The following is a 714-nucleotide window of genomic DNA, read 5'->3' on the forward strand; positions in this document are numbered from 1 at the left end:
CTCACCTTGTCCCGCGACTTAACCGGCTAAGAAACGTTTTTCATCAAACACCTTCTGATTTTTCAGCATGTAATAGACACAGCGGCCAACCTTGTGCGCCAGAGCAGACAGCGCTTTGGCTTTGCTCATGCGCTTTTGTAATTTGAGTAAGTGGGCTTTGGCTTTGTCGTTACCGCGCAGATAAAGCACGGCAATTTCACCGAAGGCCCACTTCAGATGGGCATTGCCGATTTTATTGCCTTGGGTGCCATAACTTTTACCAGCTGACTCAGCTTTGCACTTAATCAGCCGGCTGTAGGATGCAAAGTCCTGTACCGTGTTAAAGCGGGCAATATCACCAATCTCATACAGAATGGTTAGCGCCAGAATGCGGCCAATACCAGGAAAACTGGTGAGAATATGGTAATCACTACCGCTATGATGTTTCGCATGCTTTTCAATAAAACATTCAACGGAGCTGAGTTCATGTTTGTAAAAAGCGATGATGTTCAAATCAAGGTCGATATTGCGTTGTACACAATCATCGTCAAAGCGGTTTCGCATGGCTTTGCGGGCAAAGTCATACCGCAAGTTCAGATCCATTGGCGGCAAGTTGTATTGGCTGGTTGTGTTTTTGACGTGTGCTTTTAAATCTGCACCATGGCGGACAATACGAGTGCGACGCCGAAGTAAGTCACGGGCAGCGCGCATCTCGGGTGGATAAACATAAGCCAT

General features: G+C 47.1%; 1 protein-coding gene. It reads right to left on the reverse strand.

Annotated elements, in window-relative coordinates:
* Window positions 1-18 precede the first annotated feature (18 nt).
* The coding region (locus WG68_RS18940; protein WP_046559281.1) for an IS110 family transposase at window positions 19-714 on the reverse strand (696 nt) is incomplete at its 5' end.

It is taken from the genome of Arsukibacterium ikkense, from assembly GCF_000987775.1.
Lineage (GTDB): Bacteria > Pseudomonadota > Gammaproteobacteria > Enterobacterales > Alteromonadaceae > Alishewanella > Alishewanella ikkense.